We start from the raw sequence: 7306 nt of genomic DNA, 5'->3' as shown, positions 1-7306 counted from the left end.
TCTAGAAAATGACATCAAGATGATGCGGGGTGGAGTATTTAAACCCAGAAGCAGTCCTTATGCATTTAGAGGTTTGGGATTGGAAGGACTGAAGTTATGGTATGATATTGCCCATGAAGCAGGGATCAAAATCGTGACCGAGGTAATGCAGACTTCTCAAATCGAAGAAATGTATCCATATGTGGATGTTTATCAGGTAGGAGCAAGAAATTCACAAAACTTCAATTTATTGGATGAATTGGGTAAAGTAGATAAAGCAGTGATGATTAAGAGGGGGATTTCTGGTACAATCGAAGAGCTTCTGCAATCTGCGGAATATGTGTTTTCCGGAGGAAATGAGAAATTGATTCTCTGTGAAAGAGGCATCAGAACTTACGAAAGAGCTTCACGAAACACCCTGGACTTAAATGCGATTCCTATTATAAAAGCAAAATCTCATTTGCCGGTTATCGTGGATCCATCACATGGAATCGGTATTCGTGCTTATGTGCCACAGATGGCATTGGCAGGAGTAATGTCTGGAGCTGACGGGATTATCTATGAATCTCATGAAGTTCCAGAGAAAGCTTACTCAGATGGCCAACAGACCTTGGATTTTGCACAAAGTGCAAGACTAGCAAACTGGATTAGAGAGAGTTTTGCGATGCGAAAAGGATTTGATTTGTTGTAAAAATTTGATTTGTTATAAAAAGTTGATTAATAGATTAACCTGATTAAATTAGCATCATGAATCCGACACCAAGAACTTTCGTACATCATTCTTACCACCATTCTCAATGAAGGAATAGGATGACTATGAATTTTTGGTTAAAAAATATAGAGGCCTATTCCTTTCAGGAGTAGGTCTTTTTTGATTTAGTAAACTTAGGATTAATTCAACTGTTATAAGAATATAGAATATACCCAAATACCATGAACACAAACACGAAACAAAAAGATTGGGTTTTTTCCGACCCTAGACTTCAAAAACTGAGGCAGGAGTATGATCAGTATACAGAAGAGGATTTTAAGGTTTGGAAAATACTCTTTGAGAGACAAATGCCAAATTTACCCAAAGCTGCTTCCAAAGCTTATTTGGAGGGAGTGGAGATGGTAAAATTCACGGCTGACAAAATTGCCAACTTCGAGGAATTGAATGAAGTCTTGGAGAAAAGTACAGGTTGGGCAGTGCAGGTTGTTCCTGGGCTAATTGATGACGATTTGTTCTTTGGATTATTAAATAATCGAAGATTTCCTTCTTCAACGTGGTTGAGAAAAATGGAGCAATTGGATTATTTGGAAGAACCCGATATGTTTCATGATGCCTTTGCACACATGCCTTTGTTGACGAATCAACCTTATGTTGACTTTCTTGAAAAGCTTTCTGGGATTGCTTTGAAACACATCGAAAATCCTTGGGCCATCCAAATACTGAGTCGAATTTATTGGTTTACCATTGAGTTTGGATTAATAAAAGAGGATGGTGAGTTAAAAATATATGGTGCAGGTATCCTAAGTTCGGCAGGAGAGACTAAATTCAGCCTTTCAAATAAACCGGAGCATTTTGCTTATGATGTGCGAAGGATTTTGAATCAGGAATACTGGAAGGATCACTTTCAGGATAAATACTTTGTGATCGAGAGTTATGAGCAGCTTTATGAGTCGCTTCCGGAAATAGAGGCTGTGCTGGAGGAGATGCTTGAGATGAAATAAATGTGGGATGACGGATGTCAGATGCCGTGTGCTTGCATCGGACATCGGGCATCAAACACCCGACAACAATATGAAAATAGCAGTCATAAAATATAATTCCGGCAATGTGCAGTCTGTACTCTATGCTTTGGAAAGGCTAGGTGCACATGCAGACCTGACGGATGATCCTGAAGTGATACGAGCAGCAGACAAAGTTGTTTTTCCTGGTCAGGGAGAAGCAAGCACTGCCATGAAATACCTTAAAGCACGGAAACTTGATCAGCTGATCTCAGAAATCAAGCAGCCATTTTTGGGGGTTTGTTTGGGTTTGCAATTGCTTTGTGAGCATTCTGAGGAAAATGACACGGAATGTTTGGGAATCTTTCCCGTAAAAGTAAAGCGCTTCATTCCCGAAAACTCTCAGGAGTTCAAAGTGCCACACGTAGGCTGGAATGAACTGGAGAATCTTGTGGATAATCCATTGTTGAAAGATTTGCCTGCCAATCCTTTTGTCTATTATGTTCATAGCTTCTATGCCGAATTGAGCGAATTGACCATTGCCCAGACTCACTACATTCATGATTTCTCCGCAATTCTTCATCGGAATAATTTCTACGCCATTCAAGCCCATCCTGAGAAAAGTGGCTTGGTGGGAGAGAAGCTATTAAGTAATTTCTTAAGTATTTGAAGCGAGTTAATTACGAAATAAGAAATACGATTTACGAGATTAGCTTGAGCTTCAACCATTTTCTGCAAGTCTTTAAATTTATGATTCTATGTTTGAGGTTCAAATCGATGTCGTAAATCAAAAATCGTAAATCGTAATTTTCAATATTTCAATTTAAAATTTCCCAATTCTAAAAAATGCAAATAATCCCAGCAATCGACCTCATCGGAGGCAAATGTGTCCGACTTAGTCAGGGCGATTACAGCAGTAAAAAAGAATACCATGACGATCCTCTGGAAATGGCAAAGCGATTTGAGGGGGTTGGAATTCAACGTTTGCATCTGGTAGATTTGGATGGCGCTAAAGCTAAAAAGATTGTGAATGCAGATGTTTTGCAGCGGATTTGTGCCGGAACAAATTTGAAGGTTGATTTTGGTGGAGGAATTCAGTCTGATGAGGAAATCGAAAAAGCATTCAATTTGGGAGCAAATCAAGTGACGGGAGGAAGTATCGCTGTGAAAAATGCTAATTTGTTCAGGGCCTGGATTGCAAATTTTGGTTCAGAGAAAATTATCCTAGGTGCAGACGCCAAGAATAAGAAAATAGCAGTTGGAGGATGGGAAGAGACAACTTCGGTGGATTTAATCCCATTTATAAAAGATTATGTTGCCAAAGGAATAAGCTATGTGATCTGTACGGACGTAGCAAAAGACGGTTTACTACAAGGTCCTTCTACCGATTTATACAAAGAGATTCTGCAAGAAATCCCCGAAATAAAACTGATCGCGAGTGGAGGAGTTTCCTCTGTAAAAGATTTGGAAGAACTAGAGAAAATCGGAGTCTATGGGACGATCGTGGGGAAAGCTTATTATGAGGGAAAAGTAAGTTTGGAGGAATTAGCAGCGTTTGTATGATTTACGAACAACGAAGTACGATTTACGAGATCTTCTTAAGTGTTAAACAGATTTGATAAACTTAATCTTTTAAAAAGGTTGGATTCGCAGTAGAAGATTGAAGTACAGTTCAACCTCGTAAATCGTATTTCGTACTTCCGAAATTTAGAATAAAGAACTCCAAATAATGAATATTGAAGTAATGATAATCGAATTCGAATAATGCTTACTAAACGAATAATTCCCTGCCTAGATATAAAAGAAGGCCGTACAGTAAAAGGAGTAAATTTTGTTGAGCTTCGTGATGCAGGTGATCCGGTGGAGTTGGCAAAGATTTACTCTGACGAAGGAGCGGATGAACTGGTGTTTTTGGATATCACGGCAACGGTAGATAAGCGTAAAACACTTGCTGATTTGGTTTCAAAAGTGGCCAAAGCGATCAATATTCCTTTTACAGTAGGAGGAGGGATTTCTACCGTGGAGGATGTGAAAGTTTTGCTAAATGCTGGAGCTGATAAGATATCAATTAATTCTTCGGCGGTTAAAAATCCCCAGATTATCAATGAGATGGCTGCTGAATTTGGCTCCCAATGCATTGTCGTAGCCATTGACACGCGAAATGTAGATGGAATTGACTTTGTGCATACACATGGTGGCAGGCAGGCAACTTTGCTAAAAACTCAGGAATGGGCTCAGGAAGTTTGTGATCGGGGAGCTGGAGAGATTTTATTGACTTCCATGGATCATGATGGTACGAAAGCTGGATTTTCAAATGAGTTGTTGGCTGAGATTTCATCGGCACTTTCAATTCCCGTAATTGCATCGGGTGGCGCTGGCACTATGGCACATTTCAAAGATGTGTTTACCTTTGGCAAAGCGGATGCAGCATTGGCTGCAAGTATTTTTCACTTTAAAGAAATTGGAATTCCTGAATTGAAGACTTATCTCTCCGATTCTGAAATTAGTATAAGAATATAGCAATGGGTGATAGAACCATAGATTTCAACAAAATGGATGGCTTAGTTCCAGCGATTGTGCAGGATGCATTGAGTGGGATAGTGCTAATGCAAGGCTATATGAATGAGGAAGCTTTGGCAAAAACAAAAGAAACCAACATGGTGACTTTTTTTAGTCGTAGCAAAAACCGTCTTTGGACCAAAGGAGAGACTTCTGGTAATTTTATGGAGTTGGTTTCAATTTCCGTTGATTGTGACGGAGATTCAATTTTGGTGAAAGCCAATCCAAGAGGTCCAGTTTGTCATACAGGTGCTGATACTTGTTTTGCTGAATTGAATTCTTCCAAAACCAGATTTATTGATCAATTGAGAGCAATCATTAAGGATCGTAAAAATAACCCAACTGACCAATCCTACACGGCTTCACTTTTTGCCAAAGGAATCAATAAAGTGGCTCAAAAAGTGGGTGAAGAAGCAGTGGAGATCGTGATTGAAGCCAAAGACGACAACAAAGAATTATTTATGGGAGAGGCAGCGGATTTACTGTATCATTATTTGGTTTTACTCGAGGCCAAAGGCTATGAACTGGATGAAGTGATGGATGTATTGATCGAAAGACATAAGAAAAAGTAATTTTGAAGTTAAATTACTTGAGGGCTAAGGGAACTTAGCCTTTTTTTATGCCTATTGGATTCTTTGATTTTTTGCACTTTCTTGGGATAATAACTGCTGATCGAATTTTTTCTTTTGATAAGCAAAACAGCTATTTCACTAATTATTTTAGATATGAAGTTAAAGCCCAGCCTTTTCCTAATTCTGTATTTGCTTTTATTATTACCATTAGTCGCACAGGAAAAATACTATTTTCAAACTGATTTCTCGAAGGTAGAATTTGCAGAAAGGAGGTCAAAAATCTTAGATTCAATTGGAAATAATGCTGTTGCTCTCATCCAAGGTTCAGGAGGTATTCCCGGCGTGAGTATTTTTAGACAATCTAATTCCTTTTATTATTTGACTGGATTGGAGACTGCGCATGCTTATTTGCTTATCAATGGGAAAAATAAGCGGAGTATTTTGTATCTCCCACATCGAGATGAGGGAAGAGAGAGAAATCAAGGGAAGATACTTTCTGCAGAAGATGCCGAATTGGTACAAAAGCTAACAGGTGTGGATCAAGTGAAGGGGATAGAATTTTTGTCAAATGATCTTGTAGGTACTGGATTAATAAAACCTCCAGCACCGACAATGTATGTAGAATTTAGTCCGGCTGAGGATGGGAATGATAGTAGAGATGAATTATTGGCAGCCCAAGCTAGAGCAAACGCTGACCCTTGGGATGGTGTAATTACACGCGAAGCGGCGTTTATACAAAAACTTAAAGAACGAGTTCCCCAATTTGAAATTCGAGACCTGACCCCCATTCTTGATGGGATGAGATTAATAAAAAGTGAAGCGGAAATTGCGGTGATCAGGAAAGCTACTCAAATTGCCGGATTGGCAATCATTGAAGCTATGAAATCCACAAAACCAGGGGTTTACGAATATCAACTGGATGCAGCCGCTAAATATGTTTTCTACATGCATGGCGCTCGTGCTGATGCCTACCCATCTATTATTGGGGGTGGGACAAATGCCTACATGGGCCATTATTTTCATAAAACTGATCAACTTGTCGATGGGGATTTGGTTTTGATGGATTACGCCCCCGATTATAAGTACTATACAAGTGATGTTACTCGGATTTGGCCTGTAAATGGGAAATTCGATTCGGAACAAAAGGAACTTTATAATTTCATAGTAGCCTACCGAGATGCTTTGTTTAAGTATATCAAACCTGGAGTAACTTCAAATGAGGTGTTGTCTCAAGCTGCCTCGGATATGGAAGTCTATCTTGAGGATAAAGAATTTGTCAAGCCTTCACATTTAAAAGCTGTTCAGGACGGATTGAAATTTCGTGGTCACTTTCAGCATCCTGTTGGAATGGAAGTACATGATGTGGGGATTGTTCATGGAGTGAAACTTAAACCCGGTATGGTCTTTACAATTGACCCTATGATCTGGCTTCATGAAGAAAGACTTTACATCAGAATCGAGGATGTGGCAGTGGTGACAGAAAATGGAGTGGAAAACCTGAGTGCTTTTGTTCCTTCCAGCGTTGAAGATGTTGAAAAAACTATCCATGAAGAAGGTTTAATTGAAATTAGACCTGCGACTAAACTCCCACTCAATTACTAAATTTTTCCTTTCGATAATTATGAAAAACGAATTGCTAAGTTCCCTCTTTTTACTTATTTCAGTTACTTTTTCACATGCCGATAAGTATCCTAAAAATCCCAATATTGATATTTTGAATTATCAATTTCACATTGAATTATCTGATGAAACTGATTTGATAAAATGTGAGGTAGTTGTAGATTTTGGTTTTCTGAAAGATGGTGAAGAATTTTTAAGATTAGATCTTACCAAAGCCAGTGCAGCTCTTGAAAATAAGGGAATGACTGTTAGCAGCATTTCAGGAGATGGAGAGGAGTTAAATTATACCCATAAGGGAGATGAATTGAAAATTAAACTTCCCAAACCTTCTATCATTAATCAGAAAAGTAGAATTATTATTTCTTATTCTGGAGTTCCAGCTACAGGATTGAAGATTGGGGAAAACAAGTACGGTGACCGAACTTTTTTTAGCGATAATTGGCCAGATAAAGGGCGAAATTGGCTTTCTGTTATAGATCATCCCTACGATAAGGCGACTTGTGAATTTATAGTTACGGCACCTGCTCATTATCAAGTCGTATCTAATGGATTAAAAGTTGAAGAAACAGATTTGGGAAATGGAACGAGGTTGACGCATTGGAAGCAATCTGTTCCAATAGCCTCATGGCTTTACGTTTTGGGAGTAGCTGAATTTGCTGTTCAGCAGGTAGATTATTTTGAAGGGAAAGCGATTCAAACTTGGGTTTATCGTCAAGACCGTGATGCAGGATTCTATGATTTTGCTGAGCCAAGCAAAAAAGCCTTGGAGTTTTACAGTGACTACATAGGGCCGTTTTCCTATGAGAAATTAGCAAACATTCAATCTAATAGTGTGAGTGGAGGAATGGAAGCTGCTTCAGCTATTT

The 7306-nt window shown here is 38.9% G+C and carries 7 protein-coding genes and 1 pseudogene; all 8 read left to right on the top strand.

What is annotated here, in order from left to right; all coding sequences use genetic code 11:
* Positions 1 to 670 (top strand): 3-deoxy-7-phosphoheptulonate synthase (gene aroF, locus Q0L68_RS13595; protein ID WP_296704131.1); only part of this gene is annotated, 670 nt, incomplete at its 5' end.
* Positions 671 to 912: 242 nt separating this feature from the next.
* A complete protein-coding gene (locus tag Q0L68_RS13590; protein WP_296704129.1) occupies positions 913 to 1692 on the top strand; it encodes a phenylalanine 4-monooxygenase in 780 nt (259 codons plus the stop codon).
* Between the two features lie 70 nt (positions 1693 to 1762).
* Entirely contained in the window at positions 1763 to 2359 is a 597-nt protein-coding gene (hisH, locus tag Q0L68_RS13585; RefSeq protein WP_296704134.1) for an imidazole glycerol phosphate synthase subunit HisH, read from the top strand.
* Positions 2360 to 2535: 176 nt separating this feature from the next.
* Positions 2536 to 3252 (top strand): 1-(5-phosphoribosyl)-5-[(5-phosphoribosylamino)methylideneamino]imidazole-4-carboxamide isomerase, encoded by a 717-nt coding sequence (gene hisA, locus Q0L68_RS13580; RefSeq protein ID WP_296704126.1) that lies wholly within the window; start codon positions 2536 to 2538, stop codon positions 3250 to 3252.
* Positions 3253 to 3453: 201 nt separating this feature from the next.
* Positions 3454 to 4209, top strand: coding sequence for an imidazole glycerol phosphate synthase subunit HisF (gene hisF, locus Q0L68_RS13575; RefSeq protein ID WP_296704124.1), 756 nt, complete (start codon positions 3454 to 3456; stop codon positions 4207 to 4209).
* Positions 4210 to 4211: 2 nt separating this feature from the next.
* Positions 4212 to 4820 (top strand): bifunctional phosphoribosyl-AMP cyclohydrolase/phosphoribosyl-ATP diphosphatase HisIE, encoded by a 609-nt coding sequence (gene hisIE / locus Q0L68_RS13570; RefSeq protein ID WP_296704121.1) that lies wholly within the window; start codon positions 4212 to 4214, stop codon positions 4818 to 4820.
* A 153-nt stretch (positions 4821 to 4973) separates the two neighbouring features.
* Positions 4974 to 6422 (top strand): Xaa-Pro peptidase family protein, encoded by a 1449-nt coding sequence (locus Q0L68_RS13565; protein WP_296704119.1) that lies wholly within the window; start codon positions 4974 to 4976, stop codon positions 6420 to 6422.
* Between the two features lie 19 nt (positions 6423 to 6441).
* Positions 6442 to 7306, top strand: a pseudogene (locus tag Q0L68_RS13560) (M1 family peptidase); the annotation flags it as partial.

The sequence above is a fragment of the Algoriphagus sp. genome (assembly GCF_024642405.1).
GTDB lineage: Bacteria > Bacteroidota > Bacteroidia > Cytophagales > Cyclobacteriaceae > Algoriphagus.
The sequence above is the reverse complement of the archived record's forward strand: the minus strand, read 5'-3'. Positions and strand labels throughout refer to the sequence as shown.

Coding starts and splice junctions, on each gene's coding strand:
- Q0L68_RS13590 (WP_296704129.1), top strand. CDS start 913: ATGAACACAAACACGAAACAAAAAGATTGGGTTTTTTCCGACCCTAGA.
- hisH (WP_296704134.1), top strand. CDS start 1,763: ATGAAAATAGCAGTCATAAAATATAATTCCGGCAATGTGCAGTCTGTA.
- hisA (WP_296704126.1), top strand. CDS start 2,536: ATGCAAATAATCCCAGCAATCGACCTCATCGGAGGCAAATGTGTCCGA.
- hisF (WP_296704124.1), top strand. CDS start 3,454: ATGCTTACTAAACGAATAATTCCCTGCCTAGATATAAAAGAAGGCCGT.
- hisIE (WP_296704121.1), top strand. CDS start 4,212: ATGGGTGATAGAACCATAGATTTCAACAAAATGGATGGCTTAGTTCCA.
- Q0L68_RS13565 (WP_296704119.1), top strand. CDS start 4,974: ATGAAGTTAAAGCCCAGCCTTTTCCTAATTCTGTATTTGCTTTTATTA.